This is a genomic window from Chryseobacterium sp. WG23 (assembly GCF_024586575.1).
Taxonomy (GTDB): domain Bacteria; phylum Bacteroidota; class Bacteroidia; order Flavobacteriales; family Weeksellaceae; genus Chryseobacterium.
On record NZ_JALCZE010000002.1, the window covers coordinates 267414 to 286603 of the forward strand.

The following is a 19190-nucleotide window of genomic DNA, read 5'->3' on the forward strand; positions in this document are numbered from 1 at the left end:
CTAATTACCTCCTATAGCCAAAAATCATTCCAAAATCTGAACAGCGGTTCCTTTTGTATGGGCATTCATCTGCGGAGCATAGTAATTCTGCATGGTTGTGATCCCGTTAGAGAACTTCCCGGATGCATTGGCAACTACATCATATTCAAAAACATATTTTCCTTTTGGCATGTACTGGATATAGAAATTGGTAGAAGCATCTTTTGCTGACTGGTAATAGCCCAGATTATTTTTCCACTGATATCCTGACAGCGCATCGATAGGCTCAAAACCTGCAGCACGCATATCTTTAATATGAATAAATTCCATAGCTCTGTCTGTATTCAGAATCATTCTTACCGTCACTTTATCCCCTACTTTTAATGGGGTTTCAGGGGAGATTTTCTGAAGCTCTTCTCCGTTTACTGTTTTTACTTTTTTATACAGCTCTTTGGTTACGGAAATATAGTTTTCTGAAGATTTAATCTTATCAAGATCTTCATAATACTGCCAGAATAATCCTCCCTGAACAATTCCGGGACCAGGTTTGGTAACCGTCACACTAGCCAGGTTTTTATCTATTCCATCTGTTTTTACCGTTGATTTCACATAGCCTGTAGCCTGAGTCTGCGGAACCAGCTCTTTTCCACCCCAAATAATGGTTGCTTTATCACTTTCGGCACCGGTCCATGATTTTCCTGAATTTAGTATGGTAAAGATCACTTCTGAAGTTCCTCTTGAGCTTCCCCATGAATTCACTTCTTTCTGTGTCACCAGCCAGATCTTCATTTCTTCAATCAATTTCTGATCGTTAGGTTTTAGTTTATTGAAAGCTTCCAATGCTCCTGCATGGTTCACGACTTTTGAACTGAACCATCCCCAGTCATTTAGATTCTGCTTCCAGTATACACCCTGTGTTTGTGTATCTGTAGACGTTTCTTTAAGGTAAGTCATTAATTTATCCGATACATCTTTCAAGCCGTAATCATTCATCAGTAATGCAGCACGGTGAAGGCCGAAGAATGTAAAGTCAGTAATTTTTGCCGTTTTTGCTTTCTGTTTTACCAGCGATTTCAATGTAGCTCCTTTACCTTTCAAAGGATATTGTTTTTCCCAATAGTTTCGGGTATCCAGATAATCTATAGCCCAGTTATTCCAGATATCTCCATTCTTCGAATCATAATATTTGCTGATCTCATTATCCACATACTGAATCAGGTTGGCCACTAAACTCTTCTGTTCTGAACTTTGGTAGTCTTTCAGATTATCTTTTACCCATGAGTTGATTTTTCCCAGGTTTTTAAGAATGTATAATGAAGTTCCGTAAGAGCTTGGATATCCCGCATACCATGAAAAGCCTCCGTCAGGATTTTGAAGCTTTTTAAAATCATCCCAGTCCTGGTTGATTGAATTTCTCATGGTGTTGGCATCAAACAATAATGCCAGTTTCTGCATCTGCTCCCCTTCATTTTTACTTTCCAATACCCAAGGAGTCTCTTCTAATAACAACTGCTTCAGCTCCTGATTTTTTTCAAGATTGGAGTTTAATAATCCTTTGTTCTGATATTCTTCAAAAATGGTTTTCATTTTCGGATTAGCCTTGAAAATTTCAGAAGCCACTACATCTGCAAACCATTTATTGAAGATTACATCTGCAGAGCTGTTTTGGTCATTTTTAAGACTTGGAAGGGCAAACATAATTTCCCAGATCGGATTGGTAGTCAGTTCCAGGGTATTGGAAACATTAGACGCCGTTGCAGACCTATTATTTTTAAGGTTATCCAGTACAAATGTTTTTGTTTCGCCTTCTTTTACAAAAACCGGAACAGCATCCGTCACCAGCATTCTGTTTGGCAATACTGCTACAGCCTGCTGTTCTCCGTCAGAATAAGCTCCTGCTTTTGCCACTACTTTTAAAATAATAGAAGATACATTATCCGGAACTTTTAATTTCCATGTTAATGCGCCGTTCCCGTTTTCAGGAAGATCAAAATTCTGCGTTCCTGATACCACTCCAAATTTTGAAGAGATATTTTCATTGGTAAACGCATCTATAATCTGCAATTCTGCAGAACCATTTAGCTTTTTATCCGTTAGGTTAGATAATTTTGACTGTAAATTCAACTCATCCCCTTCTCTTAAGAATCTAGGATAATTTGGAGTAACAGAGAATTCTTTCTGTGTTACCACTTCTTTTTCCAGGGTAGCTGTTCTTGCATCTTTGGTATGTGCCAGGAACATCAGCTTCCATTTTGTAAGGGCTTCCGGAGAAGTAAACTCAAAGTTTACATTTCCTTCGGCATCAGTTTTAAGATTGGGATAGAAGAATGCTGTTTCGTTCAGGTTCTGACGAACAGGAACTTTTTCCAGCGCTTCTTCTTTATCTGGTTCAGCTCCTCCAACAGCATCTGCTTGCTGCTGCTCAACAATCGCAGCGTTTGTTTTTCTTGCCATTTTTTGTGTACTATACCCCCTCACTGCTACTTGTTCAATACTTTTTTCTCCTGCAACAGGAGGAGCTGGCATAACTTCTAGCCCAGCAACATTACCTCTTAATTCCTGAAAGATTAAATTGCCATCAAACCAGTTAAAATTAGGAACTTCAACATAATTTCCGTTAAAATATTTCAGTCTTTTCTGATAACTTTTCTGTTGCAGATAATTTCTGACATCATAAGAGGTAAGAATACTAAATGGTACATATAATTTATTCCAGCTAAAAGTATTGGCAGCAAACTGATCCAGGGACATATCGTACATATTGGCTAATACCTCAGCATTTACCTTTTCTTTCTGATTTCCTGTTACTTTTACCGTCCATTTTTCTTTCGAATCAGGTTCCAGCTTATCTCTGAATGTTATGGTTTCAATTTTTAAAGGCTGTTCGGAATCTTTTATTTTTAAAGCTACGGCCTGGGTATTCACATCATTAAACGCAACGACCTGGAACTGGATATTCAACTGTGAAACTCCTTTGTCTTTTGGAACATCAGCAGTATATTCCAACAGTCCTTTTTTAAGCTGATGGGTTTCTGAAACTGTTTTTCCTGATCCATCCTGAACAAAGACATTCACCCACGCATCAGGAATCGCAGAATACACATATATTTTCACTTTCTCACCCCTTGACACTTCATCTTTCGGAGCTATAACAGTCAGGAATGTTTTTTGTACAGGTTTCAAAGAAGTTTTGTCCCAAACACTGAAATATTGGGAAGATTTAATAGTATCCTTTCCTTCTATATTGAATAGCTCCAGCTGATAATCTCCTGCCTCAAGCTTTCCTAAGTCTAATTGAGTTGAAAGCTGAGCATTATCCGTTGATGCCGGCTGTTGTTTTTCTATCAGAACTTTTTCTGTTTTCCAGTTTTTAATTTCATCATTCTTGTCAAACAGATCATGCGGAAACTTGCTGATAAATTCTTCTTTTGAATATTTCGGAAGATTTTGAATTTCAGACTTAAAATTATCCCTGAAAATACGATCCGGTGCGCTAAGTTTAGATAATTTAACCTGGTAAGATTTCTTAAGATTCTGTTCGTTATAGTTCTTTGTTTCTACTTTCAGGTTTACATTTTCACCAGTGAATGTATTTTGAATATTATCGGCTTTAATGTAGTGAGAAACTGAAGCTACTTTCAGCTGGGTATTGGCAGACTGTGTCTCCCCATTAATGTCTGTCACTGAAGCATTGATCTCGTAATTATCAATCTGTATGCCTTCCAGCTTTTCATCTTTTTTAAGATCCAAATGAATCACAAATTCTCCTTTTTCATTCGTTTTAGTCTCTCCAAGGATAGAATTTTCATTGGTATCATTCTGTGGATACCATGAGAAATACCTCCACCTGATATTGTGCTTTTTAATTTCGTAATGCACAGTGGTATTGCTTAACGCCACTCCCGAAAACATCAGTGCTTTTCCTTTCAGATCTATGGTTTGTCCATATTTATATTCCTCTTTTACAGGATCGAAACTTACTTCAAACTTAGGTCTTTTGTACTCTTCAACCCTGATGTCTTTATAACCCTGGGTTTCTCCGTCTGTTCTCAGGTAAAAAGTACCGTTCAGCTTACCTTTTGGAAGAATAAAGCTGCCATGATAAGAACCAAACTCATTGGTGGTAAAGTCTTGTGAGGAAACGTCCTGGCTATTGGTATCCACCAGCGTTATTTTCTGCTTCCATCCTGAAAGTACAGATTCCACTTCTTTTTCCAGCTTCGTATTGACTACTTTGAAATATACCGTCTGTCCGGGTCTGTATATCGCTCTGTCTGTAAAGATCTGCGCCGTAGTACGGGATTGTTTGTTCGGATTATAATCTTCCACATTTCCTCTGTTTCCGTACACCTGCATGATCTGGAAATCATTAGTCTTAGGCTGTTGGATCAGGAAGGTTCTGTAATATTCATTGCTTGCTGTAGAAGGAAATTTAAAAACTCCTTTTTCATTGGTCTTCCCCTCTACTTTATTTAATGTTTTATTCGCTATAAATTCATAAAACACAAGATTTTCATTAGCAGCAGGCTGTCCGTTTCCACTATTCACCAATTTCAATTCGTTGGAAAGCGGATTTCGGTCTGTTTTATTCTGATAGATAATTTTGTTCCCGGACACCAGGAAGTAAAAATTCTGTTTAGCATCTATATTCTTTAAATCTGCTCCTGCCACCGAATATTCCACAACATACACCCCTGAAGGAAGGGGCTTTATCTCCAGCGAAGTTTTGTGAAGCTGATAATCTTTAGGATCCGAAAGCTGATACGTTTCTTTTCTTACCAGATTCTTTTTAACCTTCTCAAATGTATTGCCGTATGAGTTTTGAATATACTGGAGCAGTGAAGTGAAATTATCTTTTACTTCATAAATATTCAAAGAAAACTCTTCAACATTTTTATATTCTGCCATAAAGTGGATCGGCAGGTTGTTCTGGGTCTGCTGCTCATATTTAATGTTCAGCAATGGGTTGATAATCTGATTTTCCTTATTTTTAATATTCTCCAGAAACGGAGATTTTGGATATTCGCTTTTAGCCTGTGCAGCAATGGCAATGGCTTCTTTTGTTTTCTTTTTGGCAATCAGCTCATTCATGATATCTTCCATGATGAGCACTTTATAATCGCCGTCTACATTAGATTTTACAAGTCCCCTCAGCTGTTCAAGTTTATCTTTACATTGATTAAAATTACAGTTTTCAACCAATTTTTCTTTCATAAAGTATAACTTCGGATTCCCTTCATTCTGTGCAATCAGTTCATCAAAGACCGCATTGATTGACGTACGGTTTTCTGCAAGTTCATTCTTTGTGAATATATTGTTTTCGGACAGAAAAGAGATCTTCTTCAACGCATACCAATCAAATAAGGTAGGAAAATAAGCTATGTTTTTAACCCCTGAAAATACTTCCTTATATTTTATTAAAGAGATTTTTTTCATTTCTGCCTTCTGCTGATCAAGATCCTGATAAGCTTTGGTTAAATAATTTTTAAAATCCAGTTTACTCCAGGTCTCAATTTGTGAAAGATCCTGGGAATTGATATTCGTTCTTCCGTCTATTTTCCAGGAATTTTGGTTGTAATAATCCAGAAAAAAGCCATTTAACAGAACTTTGTATACCAACTTTTCTTCTCCTTTCAGCTTTTCCTCCGCTTTCTGAAGTTTTCCAAAGAATTTTGAAGCAGCATCATTCTGATCATCATCTACGGTTTGGTTTACAATACTGAATTCCGCCTTTAAAGAACGGATCAGCTGGAGTGCATTATTTTCTTTCATTGCCTGGTTTTGTATGTCTAAAATAATGGGAAGATTAGATTTGTAAGCTCCCTTGGTACTGTTTTCAACAATTTTTTTCCACTGGGCATCATAATATTTTTGCGCAAAAGCCGGTGAAAAGCACAGCATTAGAAGCAAAAGCATAAATATCTTGGAAAATCTTTTCATATATATTAATTTTGATAAATGAACATTTTAAAAATACTGAAAAAAACCTTCATAGACAGCCAAATTTATGTCTCTTTAATGGGAACTTTTTTTGCAGTATTTTTCATGAAAGAGCAAAACACATTCCGTTTGCCTACAATCCTGTTAATTTTCATCACGTATTTCAGTGGGTATCTGTACACTAAGTATCAATACACTAAGCATTTTCTCAAAATACTGGTTTTAAATGCTGTAGCCGGGATCATTTGTGCTTTTTTAATCATCCATAATCACAATGAAATAAGACTTCTGAAATGGTTTATTATTGTTGTACTTGGATTACTCTACAACAGCTTTTTTCTAGATGTGTATATCCGGAAGATTCCGTTACTGAAGGTTTTTTATGTAGGATTAGTCTGGGCATTGGTCAACTGCTGGCTGACACTCCCTGAATTTGATATTCCGATTTTCCTGATCAGTTTTTTCTTTATCACGGCATTGGTTCTTCCTTTCGACATCCGGGATATGAACAGTGACACGGTAAAAACATTTCCGATGCTGATAGGTGTTCAGAATACCAAATATATTGCTTACGCGCTGGTGTTCATCAGTACTCTTCTTGGAATTTTTTACCTTCAGCCCCTGTATGCCGCAGCATTTTTCTTATCCGGCATCTTCACTTATATTCTCATCTATTTCGCTGATAATAAAAGAGATGACGCTTACTTTTCATTTGGAGTGGAAACCTGCTCTGCACTTCCTTTTTTATTTTTACTAATAATGGAGTATTTTTGACGAATGATTATCAAGAAACTCTCTCTTTACAATTTCAAAAACCATTCAGAAAAGAAGTTTGAATTTTCGCCGCAAATTAACTGTTTCGTTGGAAATAACGGTGCGGGAAAGACCAATATTCTGGATGCCCTGCACTATTTATCGGTAGGGAAAAGTTTTTTGGGAAACACCGACCTCAATAATATTAAAAGAGAAGAAGATTTTTTCACCATCGACGCTGAAGTGCAGCATGAAGACAGTGAAGATATCATTAGAATCACCCAGCCTAAGGAAGCTAAGAAGGTGATCAAAAAAAATGATAAAAGCTACGACAGAATGGCTGATCATATCGGGTATCTTCCGAGTGTAATGATCTCTCCTTATGACTCCAACCTTATCTCGGATTCAGGGGAAAGCAGACGGAAGTTTCTGGATTCTATGATCTCTCAAACGGATTCCGAATACCTTTTTGACCTGATCCAATATCAGAAAACCATCCAGCAAAGAAATGCTTTGCTAAAATATTTTGCTAAAAACAGAGTATGGGACAAGGATTCATTGGAAATTTATGACAGTCCGATTACCCAATTCGGAACCAAAATTTTTAAGAAAAGAAAAGAGTTTGTAGAACAGTTAAATCCTATTGTCCAGAATTTTTATCAGATTATTTCTGGAGGAAAAGAAACCGTATCGGTGATCTATGAATCTCATTTATTAGAGAAGTCTTTTGAAGAACTTTTAAAAGAAAATATTGATAGAGACCGGATGCTTACCTACACTTCAAAAGGGATTCATAAAGATGATCTTCTTTTCGAAATGGACCGTGTTTTAATCAAAAAAATTGGCTCTCAGGGGCAGCAGAAATCTTTTCTGATCTCCTTAAAACTGGCGCAGATGAGTCTTGTAAAAGAGCTCACCAATAAAACACCTATCCTTCTCCTGGATGACATCTTTGATAAGCTTGATGACACCAGGGTTTCCCAGTTGATTGAACTCGTGAATAAGGAAAGTTTCGGACAGATCTTTATTACCGATACCCACAGGGAACGTACCGAAAGTGTGGTAAAAAAAATTAACGAGGAAAGTATAATTTTTGAGATATGATTCAAAGAATTTACATCATTATATTTTCACTGCTTTTTTTCTTTTCTTTTAGTCAGAAGAAAAGAAAAAAAGCAGTAGATCTGCTGGATGATTATCATTCTCATCAACATGGTGAAGTTAATAAAGATTTCAAGCCTATCCCACTACAGAAGAGAATCAGCAGGTTTCCTTTTAATAAAGCTGCTAAAATTAAAATTATTTCTTATAATCTGGATTTTAGTGGAAAAAACAACTATGTACCTCCTCCACCCACTCCAAAAACAAAATCAGACAGTTCTGATCTCAAGGGATATTATGAAAGTTTTAAAAAAAGTCCTGAGCCTGTTGAACTAAGAGAGTTGATTGAAAAAGAATATCATGAAGGAATAAAGGAATCAAAAACCTTAACAATCACAGAAATATCAGAACTTACTGCGATCCTATATGATACCTGCAACAAGTATTATATCGATTTCACCTCTAAAAGCGGATGTTTTTTCCCAAGAAATGCCATACTTTTTTATGATGAGAATGATAAGGTTTTTGCTTACTTTGAGATTTGCTTCGAATGTTCCGAAATAGAATCTTCTCCAAAAGGTATGTTGGAACCCATTGAGACCTGTGAATTTCTTTATCCTTATCTAGAAAAGTTTTTCAAAAACAAAGGATTAACAACTGACTATCTACAGAAAAAACAGCATGAAAAATAAGAAAAAACGTGAATATCAATCGTCTGAACTTGTAAAATCTTTTGCCAGAATCTATGGTTTTGAGGACAAACTGGTGGCCTTTGAAATCAAAGATTTTCTGGAAGATTATCTTGATGCCAGCCTCTTTAATGAAATCAGGAGTGTGAATATTGAAAAAGGATGCATCATTATTAAAATTGACTCTCCTTTATTGAAAAACGATTTTAAAATGCGTAAAAGCTTTTATCTGAAAAAGTTTCAGGACAAATTCGGAACAGATAAACTGAATGACCTTCAAATATTGTAGCTTAACTCTATTCGATTTTCACCCTGTTTTTTTCACTAAAATAAGGAAGTTATCTCAAAATTAATTGATATATTTAGCATTATAAAATAAATCAAATTACCATGAAAAAAGTACTTTCTTTAAAAAAGTTAACAAACAAAGAACTTAAACAAATTAACGGAGCTGGGCGCATGATATGCTGTCAAACGTATTGTGATACAGGAGAATGCGCACTTTGGGGACAACTTCCGGCTATGTGCCCGATTGTAATACCTTGTATCTAAAGACTAAAACAATGTGTTTTTTGAAAAGAAAAACAGAATATCCTCTCCGTAAAATACTGTAATTTCTTTTTACAGATGAACTCATAAAAAAAAATGCTACCTGGAGTAGCATTTTTTATGTATTGTATCTATATCCTGAAACAGTTTAATGTTCTTCAGATTTATTAGAGATTGTATTGCTCATGAGGTCATCTGCTTTTTTATCCAAGCCTGAGCTCAATGGCAGGAAGAACTTCAGCGGATGTTTCACAAAATACCTGAATATTTCCTTATATATTTCGCTCACCTGACCGAAATTCATTTTTCTTGATCTAAAGGCTAAGAACATCGATAAACTAAAACTCACCAGGAAGTTGAAGAATCCTATCAGGAATACGGTAAAGAAAGATATCCAAAAAGTATAGGAATCTACTGAGAAATCTTTTCCGTAAAGTCCTAATGCAAAGTTTCCGGCTGCGAAGGTAATGTGTCTGATATCAAGATCCAACCCGAAGAACATTCCTACCGGAGCAGTGGCCCCAAGGAATACACCAAACCAGAAATTGGAAACAATTCCGGGCCAGTTTTTAGCGTAATATTTCGACAGTCCTTTCGCAAACTTCTTTCCGAGAAAATTTCTGATAGACAAATTTTTGGCAATTCTTTCCGGGATCTGATAAAATACAGAGTTGTTTCCAATATTCCCTGAGATGATTCCTGAAATAAAAAGATAAAATCCGGCAATACTCGCATGCAGAATTGCTTTGGATTTGAAAGGATCGAGGTCTTTTAACAGCTTATCGGATCTCTCTACTGCAAGATTTTGAGAGAAAAAGACATCCAAACCATAAATAATGGCAAGGGCAATAGGGAAAGCCAGCAGTACATTTCCTACAAATGCTATAAACTGACTTCTGAATAATTTTGATACCAGATGGGCAAATTCCGTATTGTGTCTTTTGCTGTTTCCTTCTTCAGACAGTACTTTTGTCATCGTAGCGGCAGTCATTGCAGGCTGTTTTGTGGCCAGAGTAAATCCCATCAGATAAATCATCACAAATCCCATGGCATAGTTCATAGAGTATAGGAATGCGTGCGAAAAATCACTTCCGGGGATATATCCGTATAGCATTTTTAATACGCAAAGCGCTCCTACAATAATTCCACCACCACTCGCTTTATAGAACATAGTCATATATTCTTTACGGGTAGAGGTGATATAATGGGTTCCTGCTTCTGCCGTATGGTTGGTAATAAGATGGGAAATCAACCTTGTACTGTCGTTGATCAGGTCTGCTATATTATTTTTATGAGATTTATAGTTCAGGATATTAAAGATCAATTGCTTTGATTTGATCATCACATCTTCCTCCGTATCAATAACAAGCAACTGCACAATTTCATAGATCCTTTCCGTCTGCTGGCGGATCTTCAGCAATGATTGATTAATCTTTCCTGAAATACCATATTTAGCTGAATTTTTAAAAGCTATGTTTACAAATTCCTGACAATGTTCTGTATAGATTTTGATCTGCTTATACCGGCTATCTTTAGAGTGCAGCTGTAAATCGGGATCTGTAGTAAGGTCTTCGGCTAATGCCTCCAACTCATTCTGAAGGGCAAGAAACGGATTATCAAGATTTCTGTACTGTGGGGCCATTCTCACCACTTCCACTTCCATAGCCATCCCTGTAACCCTCCAGGAAAGGATATTCATAGAGAAAATAAGCTCCTTTTTAATGTTGGGCTTGATTATAAAATCAGAAGCTCCTAACATTACCAAAAACTCATCCATCTCATTTTCAGGAAGATTATGCATGTATTTCAGATCCGTTTTAGGCCTCATACTTACATTATCAATCATATACCACACCGTCTTTTCATTTTCTACGGGAGGTAAAACCTTATTCAGGATCCTTTTTTTAAGTTCCGGAAAGAAAGCATTTTCAGAAAGGATATTGGCTTCTGTCAGGGACAGGTTGAAAGGCCTGCCTCTAAAAATATTGTGTATATAGTATTTAAAATTCTCAGCAAAATTAGGATTGCTTCTGAGAAAATTAAGCACATAAGTAAAATCTGCCCTTTTAATGCTCTCTAAAAACTCTGCAAATGGTTCTAAAGAAAGGGTTTCGTTCTTAAAAGAAAAGTATTTTTTAAGAACTGACTCAAAATTTGTGCTGGAATTAAACAATTTCATTAGTACAAAGATACTATTTCAAACTCACATTCCTCATCTGCCTCATGATCCAATTATGTTTCTTCCTTAAATAAGGGGATGGATTTTTAGGATCATATTTTTTCGGATTGGGCAATACTGCGGCAATCCACGCTGCATCTGAAGCACTTAAATCCCTGGATGATTTACCAAAATAATATTGAGCTGCAGCTTCTACTCCAAATACACCCTGCCCCATTTCAATAGAGTTCAGGTACCTTTCAAGGATAATATCTTTGCTCCATACTTTTTCAATGATAAAGGTATATACGGCTTCCAATCCTTTTCTTATCCAGCTTCTGCCCTGCCAAAGAAAAACATTTTTTGCCGTCTGTTGGGAAATCGTACTTCCTCCTCTTATTTTTTTGCCCTGTTCATTATGCTTCATTGCTTTTTCAATCGCAGTATAATCGAATCCGTTATGATCAAAGAATTTCTGATCTTCGGAAGCAATGACTGCCTTTTTCACATTGTTTCCCATTTCATCATAGGAAATATAATCTCTGTGTAATTTTCCGTACTCAAAAAGCCCTCCTATCTGGGTAATGGTAACAGGCGGATTGAAAAATCTACCCCAAATGATAAAAACGACATTCAGAACAAGAACAATGAAAATCAGCTGTTTAATTTTTTTCCACATAAGTTATCGTAAAAGGAAGTGCAAAAATAAGCAAATAGTACGAGTTACTGCAACTCTTTCATATAGGTTAGCTGATAATCCGGCAGAAGTTCGGGATGGAAGATTTTAATATAATCTTTAAGGATAAGATCTGCTCTCACCACTCCACTTTCAAAGAAATCATTGGCTTTTTGCTTTTCTTTTCCGGCAATCGTATATATTTTCCCTTTATTGAATACATTCAGTTTTCCATAGAAAGCATTCATTTTCAGCATTTCTTTTTTTGAAGCGTGGCTTCCTGCATTCACCCAATACTGTACATTGCCTGTTTTCGCGTAGACTTCTTCAAAGCTCATCGTTAAGGCCTTTTCATCTTTATTGTCCTTTAAGATATAGGAAGCATTGGCATCAGCAATATAATGGGCAACAGAGGTATTACCCCCCGGAAGGTACCAAACATTACCATACATTTCATTAGCTAAAACAACAGGTTTTTCTTTTGCTTTTAATGCCAGCTTTTTCAGATCACCATAATTCTTTTCCACTTCCTGGTATTTTGCCTCCGCTTCTTTTTCTTTTCCTAAAAATTCTCCAAAAAGTTTTATATAGGCTGTTTTTTCCATGGGTTGCTGCTCCATGTACTCATCGAGAAATATCACCTGAATTCCATTATTTTTTAACAGTTCATATGTATTATCAAAACTTGCGATATGATTGGTAAAAATAGCATCCGGTTTCATAGAAATAATCTTCTCTACATCGTATTTCTGCTCACTTCCCACATTTTGGATCTTTCCTTCTTTAAGCAGGTTCAGAATTTTTTCCGAATAAATATATTCCGGACTTGAAACTCCAATGATTAGGTTTTCTGCTCCAAGGGCTGAAATATAGCCAGCCATACTCGCATTTAACAGGATAATTTTCTTAAAAGGAGTCTGGTTTTTATTAAAATTATAGGTAAAATTTCCCGATTTCAGTTGCAGAGCCCCGTCATGCTCTTTAAATTGGGTACGATTGGAGATATGGGTCCAATCTAAGGACGAAATTTTTGATTCTCTTTTACAGGCAATTAGCGAAAAAACCGTGAATAGAAGTAAAATTCTTTGTTTCATCTTTCAAAGAAAAGAAAAAAGTGCTATATTTGCAAACCGTTAAACAACAAGGTAACAACGGCCTCGTGGCGCAACTGAATAGCGCATCTGATTACGGCTCAGAAGGTTACAGGTTTGAATCCTGTCGAGGTCACAAGACGGGGGTTTAAATTTTTCGAATTTAAATCCCCTTTTTTTTGCTTAGATAACTCCCTCCTAATCAGTAAGATATTGTCAACAAAAGAATTGATTTTGCTAGTTTGAAAATCGCTTCCATCAAAAATTATCTTTTCAGGGTATATCAAACTTACAATTGCTCGCTTGTCTATAGGGCTAGCATTTATATACCTTTCTGAAATATTTCCAACTATTTTTAGTGCTTTGCTAATTTTATCTTCTACCCCTTCTTTTTTATCTGACTTTACCAATTGGCTAAGTTTATATTCAAGGTCATCCAGTTCTCCTTTATATCGATTTTTAATATCCCTAAAATCCTCTTCATCAATTTTGTCCGATAGGTACATATCCCGTGCCTTACTAATTCTATCATTTAATTCAGTGATTCTGCTCTTAAGATTACTACGCTCACCATCAAAATTCTCAGAAGTAGACTTTGTATTTTTTACGATGATCTTCTTTAATATTTCTAGGATTCCTGTCGGAAAATCATATTTGGAAAGCTCTTCTTCAAAAAGTTTGTTAACTTTATCAGAATGGTGTCTAAATCCGCAGGCTGTGTTACAATGATAATAGTAATAATGTTTTGTATGCCCCTTTGAACTACTCGCCGTCAGATTCTTTCCGCAATTAGGACAAAGCAGAAGACCACGGAGAGGATATCTTTCTTCATTGATTATTCTGCCTCCTGGCAATCTAAGATCTTTTGTACCTTTCTTTTTCAGGACATGCTGAACCTTTAAAAACAACTCCTCTGAAATCAATGCCTCATGTTTTCCTTGTACAATATCCTCCTCTTCATTTTTATAAGCACGCACATATATTTTACCACAATACGTAACATTCCTCATTGCAACCATAAAGGCATTACTTGAAATATTTTTACCCTCTCTCTTATTCATTTCAACTCTCACCTTTGCAGTGGGAAGATGGCCTTTTGCCACTTGTTCAAAAGCCCAAATTATATTCGAAGCTTCTGGTTGTTTAACTGCAACATACTTTCTACCATCCTCAGTACACTTGTTTACATATCCGTAAGGGGCTATCCCCATCAACCGCCCCTCCTTAATTGCACGTCGCATACCATTGGTCACGTTTAGTGCTCTCCTATCATTCTCTACTTCAGGAGTTGACAGGTAAATAGCCAAGAGTACTTTATTTTCGGGTATACTTAGATCCAATGGCTGTTCAATTGCCTGAGGTAATACATTATTTTTTTTAAGGTGACCAATCATTTGGTAGGCTTCGGAGGTATTCCTGCTGAATCTGTCCCATTTAGTAAACAATATTAACCGCTCCTCGCGATATCCGCGACTCCTTTTGAAACTTTGTAGATAATTTTTCCATTCCGGCCGATCAAAACTTTTGGCAGAATGGTCTTCGAAAATTACTCTGTCGATCTTTATAGCTAGCCTATCACAGTGAAGACGCAAACGCTCTTCCTGATCCCTCTGCGAGTACCCCTTATCCGCCTGTTCGTCTGTAGATACTCGTATATATAAATCTGCGATCATAATTCAGTTATTTAATTTGGTAATGAAATTAGAAGTGCCAACAAGAGAATTGGCAACCGTCTGATCCTTAAAAATTTACTAGAAAATCTAATTACACAAAATTACAAAAAACTTTTAATCGGGAGAGAATATTTCCTTGATGGTGATCCATGCCAATAGATGCAAAAACTCCATAATTTTAGTAGCTTCCTCTTCATCCACATCAATACCAGCCTCTTTTAACATTATCATTGACTGTTCAATGGGCAACTCATCTAATTTCATAAGGTGGTCAAGTCCAATATCTTTTAAATTTGAACCATTCCCACTATAACTGCTTCCATTTCTTCTTTTTTTTGTAGCCATTATGCATAATTATTTTCGGAATCGAAAAATTACCAACATTGCATGGCCACCATTTAAATCAGTGTAGTATTTACCCTAAATAGCCTACATTTTCCTAATAATCTCTGTTTAATGGAATGCTTCGTTTTGCATTGATTATCACCAAGAATTGCTAAATTTATATAGGCGAATAGTAATGTTATATAATATGGGTAATTTGTTCGAGAACAATAAGTTTGAAATCGAGGTCAATGGCTTAAAAGTTGTTGTAAATGAACACACCGTACGGGATCAGCAGATTTTTCGTCTCGTTTTTGACGATAATAGAGCTCCCTTGGTAATAACTTCAGCCAAAACGTGGGCAGGTGAAGTCTGGACTAGTGTTCCACAAGGAAGACAAATAGAGGCAGAGCTATTCGGTAGAGAAATTAGTGAACATTTAAAAACTTAATCGTATGTGTTATTACAATGGACAACGGGTATCTAGAGACGAATTCATTCGCTTAATGGATCTTGAAAAGGCGGTCATGAATTATGATTTTTTAGATCAAGAAATACATGAAGGCTTCAACTACGGAAATATCGCCGTTTTACGACCAACAGAAGATAAATGTAACTTCGACATCGTGCAAATGGAATGGGGCTTCATTCCGACGTATGTAAAAAATAGAGAAAATGTAAAAAAGATGCGTTTTGGCTACAAGGACGATAATGGCAAATGGCATCAGCCTTATACAACGTTAAACGCCAAAGGTGAAGAACTTTTATTGATAGATGAAACTACTGGTCGTGAAAAAATGTTCCGGAAAGCAGCGCTGGAAAGAAGATGCTTAATCCTATCTAGTGAATTTTACGAATGGAGACATATTTACCGTCTTAACAAGAAAACCAATAAACCCCTGAAAACAGCAGACAAATATCCTTACCATATCGGACTTAAGGGAAAGGAATATTTTTTCATTGCAGCTATCTGGCAAAATTGGACTGACAAGGATACAGGCGAAACGGTGGATACGGTAGCGCTTGTAACTACCGAAGCAAATCCGCTCATGAGACAGATTCATAATTCAAAAAACCGGATGCCTACTATGTTACCGGATGAACTTGCGTGGGAATGGATGATGGAGGATCTGAGTGAAGAGCGCATTACAGAACTTGCAACTTATCAAATCAGCGCTTCTGAAATGGATGCTTATACGATCGAAAAAGATTTTAAGACAACCGGCACTCCAACCAAAGCCTTTGTGTATTCGGAAGTCCCTGAACTTACCTATGAGGTTTAATAGAAGAATTCATACTTATTGCTAAAAGATCAATTTCCAAAACTATGAAATCGAGGGTATGCTCAATTCCTTTTGATATGATGTCGTCCTCAGTATAATTAAATCGCTAATGTCTACTTAATCCAAGAAGGAGCCGGACCATGTGGAAACTTCCATTCTATTCCGGTTTCTTTCGTTAAAGAAGCTAGTTTGCCCTGAAATGTATCATACATGTAGCCATCTAGCCATTCAAACAATGGAGCCCATTTTTTAGGAGCGCCTAACCATACTCCTACTTCAAGCTTGGGATTTATAATAAAGCTTGAGTCTACGTAATTAATTTCTATATCTTTTTCAAAACTTGAAAGTTCTCCATGATGAGCATACTTAGCATGCCTAAAGTCAATAATTTCGTTATGGATATGAAGAAGATCTAGCGGTATAATTTTCGCTTCAAGCTTACTAGTTCCCGTTCCTTTACCAAAAATTCTTCCATATGATATAATTATGCTCGTTGCGAATGCATCCATCTGCATGATATCTTTAAACATGTCATCTGACTTACGAAAGTTGGATAAACATGAATACCAAAATCTGATATTAGCAACAGCATAGATGTTTAATAACATTTTACGCATTTGCTCAATCTGTTTACTGTATTTTTGTTGAATTTCGTTAATTTCTTGTTGTGACTTTTCCATTAGAACAGGATAGTTTTTAAATTGGTTATGAGTTAATTGTGTTAATAAAAAAAGATTTACTTTGACAAACTTAATAAACTGAATTTATACCTCTAATATCGTGATAACATAAGCATTCCTTTCAATGAATCATGTATAGAAACGCCTTTATGGAAAAGACAATATTCTAAAATATGTCACTCCATATTTTTAGAGGTCGAAAGAATATGTTATGTTAAAACGTATCTACTTTTGGAACGTTATAGTCTAAAATCAACGGTCCTTCTAAAAAATCATCGCTCCTAGCAATAATTTGTAATTGCGCTTCAACTGGATTTTCGAATAAAATAGCTATCTGCCCATTAAAGATATCTTTTGTTTCCGATTTCTGTTTCACTTTCACAGCCACTTTGTCAAGTCGTTCTGGGGTACGTTCAAAAATATGATATTTCTGATTATTGCTATGCTCGACATATGTATTTAATAGTATATTTGGTGGAGCAATATCCACTAAAAAATTAGGCATAAAGTTGCTCCTCGAGGCTACCTTTTTTTCTTCGTGAATTCTTCTCGCAAGATCCTGCGTCTGTACTACGTCGTATTCTTCTGATTTTAAAATTCGTATCTCCACATCAAACTCAAGCGATTTCTTCGAATTATTGATTGCATCAATTCTTATATGCCTGTAACTGGTTCTACGCAAATCATGCTCTGTAAAAAATGAATTAGCAACGCGGAAAGAAAGATCATTTTTTCTATCCTTTACCTTAGTATGTCTTGATGCATACATTTTTTCAAAATCATCACGAGTTAATTTTCGAGTAGAAGTTCCCATCCTTACAAATCCGCTACCTGTATCAAAGCGGAAGCCATTTATATGCAGGTCTTTTTTAAATAAGTAGGGGAACTTATCATTCTGAAACAATCTAAAATATGCCAATTTATGTTCGTTAAGCATTAACTCACAATATTCAAAATTGATTTCCGGTTCGATATATTCATTAATATATTGCTGATAGCTAGCTTGATCATTAAGTTTATCTATTGAAGAAAAATCAGCAGCCATCCCATTTGATTCTTCAACTCCGATGATGATGTACTTATCATCCGGGGAAATAACATTGGCAAAAGCTATCATATCTTTTAGAAATTCAGGCTTTTTGGGTGCTTGCTTTTCTATTGGGTATTGCTCCTTTTTGAAGTCAAGATGGGAGTATTCGCTTTCGTTTTCAATTTTATTAATGACAATATCTTTAATTTCAGATTTCATATTATAAAAATAATAACTCTATGGTAATTTAATGGCTCAAATTGCTTTGAAATAAAAGCATCTTTTATTTTGATGATAGCGGTCTGGCAAAATGCTTACTCACTACTAAAACTATTCATTTCGCCGGTCGAAGTCGAGTAAACCTCGATCCTTCTTTTGCATGGGTCTTTGATAAAGTAGTAATTGGAAGTTTTATAAAGAATATATCTACACTTTTCACCTTCTCTCATAATAGGTATATCGGAGTAGCTCTTCAACACGATATCCATTGTAGGTTTGTGATTCATTCTATATTTTGCATCAAGATTTGCTCTCACTTCAGCATAAAGAAAGGCAAACAATATTGCTAATCCAAATCCTAGATTTCTGCTTTCAAAGAGATAAATGTAACTTGCAACTCCACCCAAAACTAGAAAAATAGCTATAATTCTTAAATCAAAGTGATAGGCTTTCAATAAAACAAGCAATCCTAATAGAACAGTGATTACCGTTACATAAACAGTAAACTTTGAAATCCGCTGTTTTTTCTGTGTTCCGTTTTCTTGATCACCATTTACTCCCTCATCACTTTCTAATTGCTTGCTCCTTGTCTTTAATATGATCGGAACCATAATAGTTAACATTAAGGATAATACTGTTGATATATATATTATCGGCATAAGGTTCTCGTACAAAACAGCAAGCGAATCTTTTATTTCAAAATATAAATAATAGGGCATATTGCATCTGTTAAAATATTCCCATATATAAAAGAATCCCAATGCAGGCAAGATCACTACCACTTCAGCAATCTTGATAAAGGGTTTGTCTTCGGGGGCTTGATATGTTTCATCGAGGTGATTCAACCAATTCTGCATCCGATCTTTTAGAATTCTAGTATTCATCTGTTAAATAATTAGTTAGTATTTTTACGTCTATTTTAGCTTTTGAGATATTGCAATTTTTATTATTAAGGATATTTTTCCATCCAAGATCATTAGGAAGTCTCAAGAGTAACCCACACTAAACCTGCTAGGAGCTTCATAGTACTGGTGTACCTTTTGAG

At 35.9% G+C, this 19190-nt stretch carries 14 protein-coding genes and 1 tRNA gene; 6 read left to right on the forward strand and 9 right to left on the reverse strand.

Features of this window, described 5'->3' with window-relative positions; genetic code table 11:
* Nucleotides 1-24 precede the first annotated feature (24 nt).
* On the reverse strand, nt 25-5919 hold the full coding sequence (locus tag MP477_RS03965; protein WP_257189228.1) for an alpha-2-macroglobulin: 5895 nt from the start codon (nt 5917-5919) through the stop codon (nt 25-27).
* A gap of 18 nt (nt 5920-5937) precedes the next feature.
* On the opposite strand from MP477_RS03965, the gene MP477_RS03970 reads away from it, so the two are divergent.
* Genes MP477_RS03970 through MP477_RS03985 form a run of 4 tightly spaced genes read left to right on the forward strand, consistent with a single transcriptional unit; the run spans nt 5938 to nt 8751 of the window.
* Nucleotides 5938-6693, forward strand: a complete 756-nt coding sequence (locus MP477_RS03970; RefSeq protein WP_257189229.1) for a hypothetical protein — start codon at nt 5938-5940, stop codon at nt 6691-6693.
* Between the two features lie 3 nt (nt 6694-6696).
* Nucleotides 6697-7776, forward strand: a complete 1080-nt coding sequence (locus MP477_RS03975; protein WP_257189230.1) for a DNA replication/repair protein RecF — start codon at nt 6697-6699, stop codon at nt 7774-7776.
* Nucleotides 7773-8465, forward strand: coding sequence for a hypothetical protein (locus MP477_RS03980; protein WP_257189231.1), 693 nt, complete (start codon nt 7773-7775; stop codon nt 8463-8465). The genes MP477_RS03975 and MP477_RS03980 overlap by 4 nt, the downstream gene beginning before the upstream one ends.
* The gene (locus MP477_RS03985) at nt 8455-8751 is read left to right on the forward strand and encodes a hypothetical protein (protein WP_047486238.1); all 297 of its coding nucleotides are present in this window, start codon (nt 8455-8457) and stop codon (nt 8749-8751) included. The genes MP477_RS03980 and MP477_RS03985 overlap by 11 nt, the downstream gene beginning before the upstream one ends.
* A gap of 408 nt (nt 8752-9159) precedes the next feature.
* Here MP477_RS03985 and MP477_RS03990 read toward each other — a convergent pair whose 3' ends face one another.
* From MP477_RS03990 to MP477_RS04000, 3 genes are read right to left on the reverse strand one after another with little or no spacing between them, the layout of a single operon-like run.
* Nucleotides 9160-11190: a site-specific recombinase gene (locus MP477_RS03990; protein ID WP_230036164.1), complete on the reverse strand. Its 2031-nt coding sequence runs from the start codon at nt 11188-11190 to the stop codon at nt 9160-9162.
* A gap of 13 nt (nt 11191-11203) precedes the next feature.
* Complete coding sequence (gene mtgA, locus MP477_RS03995; protein ID WP_230036162.1) at nt 11204-11848, reverse strand: monofunctional biosynthetic peptidoglycan transglycosylase; 645 nt, start codon at nt 11846-11848, stop codon at nt 11204-11206.
* 44 nt (nt 11849-11892) lie between these two features.
* A complete protein-coding gene (locus tag MP477_RS04000; RefSeq protein ID WP_257189232.1) occupies nt 11893-12939 on the reverse strand; it encodes an ABC transporter substrate-binding protein in 1047 nt (348 codons plus the stop codon).
* A 59-nt stretch (nt 12940-12998) separates the two neighbouring features.
* Here MP477_RS04000 and MP477_RS04005 point away from each other — a divergent pair.
* A tRNA-Arg gene (locus MP477_RS04005) sits at nt 12999-13072 on the forward strand.
* On the opposite strand, the gene MP477_RS04010 is transcribed toward MP477_RS04005, so the two are convergent.
* Nucleotides 13038-14609, reverse strand: a complete 1572-nt coding sequence (locus MP477_RS04010; protein ID WP_257189233.1) for a recombinase family protein — start codon at nt 14607-14609, stop codon at nt 13038-13040. The genes MP477_RS04005 and MP477_RS04010 overlap by 35 nt on opposite strands.
* A 114-nt stretch (nt 14610-14723) precedes the next feature.
* Nucleotides 14724-14954 (reverse strand): hypothetical protein, encoded by a 231-nt coding sequence (locus MP477_RS04015; RefSeq protein ID WP_257189234.1) that lies wholly within the window; start codon nt 14952-14954, stop codon nt 14724-14726.
* Between the two features lie 485 nt (nt 14955-15439).
* On the opposite strand from MP477_RS04015, the gene MP477_RS04020 reads away from it, so the two are divergent.
* Entirely contained in the window at nt 15440-16216 is a 777-nt protein-coding gene (locus tag MP477_RS04020) for an SOS response-associated peptidase (protein WP_257189235.1), read from the forward strand.
* 113 nt (nt 16217-16329) lie between these two features.
* Here MP477_RS04020 and MP477_RS04025 read toward each other — a convergent pair whose 3' ends face one another.
* The 3 genes from MP477_RS04025 to MP477_RS04035 form a co-directional block, all read right to left on the reverse strand.
* On the reverse strand, nt 16330-16896 hold the full coding sequence (locus tag MP477_RS04025) for a hypothetical protein (RefSeq protein WP_257189236.1): 567 nt from the start codon (nt 16894-16896) through the stop codon (nt 16330-16332).
* 214 nt (nt 16897-17110) lie between these two features.
* Nucleotides 17111-18145 (reverse strand): helix-turn-helix domain-containing protein, encoded by a 1035-nt coding sequence (locus MP477_RS04030; protein WP_257189237.1) that lies wholly within the window; start codon nt 18143-18145, stop codon nt 17111-17113.
* Between the two features lie 95 nt (nt 18146-18240).
* The gene (locus MP477_RS04035; protein ID WP_257189238.1) at nt 18241-19029 is read right to left on the reverse strand and encodes a hypothetical protein; all 789 of its coding nucleotides are present in this window, start codon (nt 19027-19029) and stop codon (nt 18241-18243) included.
* Nucleotides 19030-19190: the final 161 nt, after the last annotated feature.

What these genes read in the sequence shown, in the direction of transcription:
- MP477_RS04030 (WP_257189237.1), bottom strand. Translation starts at nt 18,145, where the DNA reads ATGAAATCTGAAATTAAAGATATTGTCATTAATAAAATTGAAAACGAA.
- MP477_RS04020 (WP_257189235.1), top strand. Translation starts at nt 15,440, where the DNA reads ATGGATCTTGAAAAGGCGGTCATGAATTATGATTTTTTAGATCAAGAA.
- MP477_RS03985 (WP_047486238.1), top strand. Translation starts at nt 8,455, where the DNA reads ATGAAAAATAAGAAAAAACGTGAATATCAATCGTCTGAACTTGTAAAA.
- MP477_RS04010 (WP_257189233.1), bottom strand. Translation starts at nt 14,609, where the DNA reads ATGATCGCAGATTTATATATACGAGTATCTACAGACGAACAGGCGGAT.
- MP477_RS04025 (WP_257189236.1), bottom strand. Translation starts at nt 16,896, where the DNA reads ATGGAAAAGTCACAACAAGAAATTAACGAAATTCAACAAAAATACAGT.
- MP477_RS04000 (WP_257189232.1), bottom strand. Translation starts at nt 12,939, where the DNA reads ATGAAACAAAGAATTTTACTTCTATTCACGGTTTTTTCGCTAATTGCC.
- MP477_RS04015 (WP_257189234.1), bottom strand. Translation starts at nt 14,954, where the DNA reads ATGGCTACAAAAAAAAGAAGAAATGGAAGCAGTTATAGTGGGAATGGT.
- MP477_RS04035 (WP_257189238.1), bottom strand. Translation starts at nt 19,029, where the DNA reads ATGAATACTAGAATTCTAAAAGATCGGATGCAGAATTGGTTGAATCAC.
- MP477_RS03970 (WP_257189229.1), top strand. Translation starts at nt 5,938, where the DNA reads ATGAACATTTTAAAAATACTGAAAAAAACCTTCATAGACAGCCAAATT.
- MP477_RS03965 (WP_257189228.1), bottom strand. Translation starts at nt 5,919, where the DNA reads ATGAAAAGATTTTCCAAGATATTTATGCTTTTGCTTCTAATGCTGTGC.
- mtgA (WP_230036162.1), bottom strand. Translation starts at nt 11,848, where the DNA reads ATGTGGAAAAAAATTAAACAGCTGATTTTCATTGTTCTTGTTCTGAAT.
- MP477_RS03980 (WP_257189231.1), top strand. Translation starts at nt 7,773, where the DNA reads ATGATTCAAAGAATTTACATCATTATATTTTCACTGCTTTTTTTCTTT.
- MP477_RS03975 (WP_257189230.1), top strand. Translation starts at nt 6,697, where the DNA reads ATGATTATCAAGAAACTCTCTCTTTACAATTTCAAAAACCATTCAGAA.
- MP477_RS03990 (WP_230036164.1), bottom strand. Translation starts at nt 11,190, where the DNA reads ATGAAATTGTTTAATTCCAGCACAAATTTTGAGTCAGTTCTTAAAAAA.